Here is a 255-nt window from a genome sequence, read left to right as displayed (position 1 = left end):
GCAGGGCGGCGTGGTCCCGCGCGCCCGCCAGCGCGGTGTCCAGCCTGCGCTCGGCCACCAGCCCGTGCTCGCGGTGCAGCGCGACCACCAGCGCCATCAGCGCCAGCACGCACGCGCAGGCCTGGGCCAGCTCCACCGCTCCGCCCGGTCCCCACGCCGAGAAGGGACCCCGGCCGGCCACGGCGCCGCCCACCACCACCGAGCACGAGACGAGCAGGTGGGCCGACGCCCAGCGCGGCGGCAGCCGCAGCGCGG

The 255-nt window shown here is 80.0% G+C and carries 1 protein-coding gene; it reads right to left on the bottom strand.

Annotated elements, in window-relative coordinates; translation table 11 throughout:
• Positions 1 to 255: hypothetical protein (locus tag FHN55_RS23095; protein ID WP_218974940.1), on the bottom strand; the 255-nt coding region annotated here is incomplete at both ends.

This window comes from Streptomyces sp. NP160 (genome assembly GCF_006335115.1).
In the GTDB taxonomy this organism is placed as follows: Bacteria; Actinomycetota; Actinomycetes; order Actinomycetales; family Quadrisphaeraceae; genus Quadrisphaera.
Note: the sequence above shows the minus strand (reverse complement) of the source record. Positions and strands in the feature narration are given on the sequence as shown.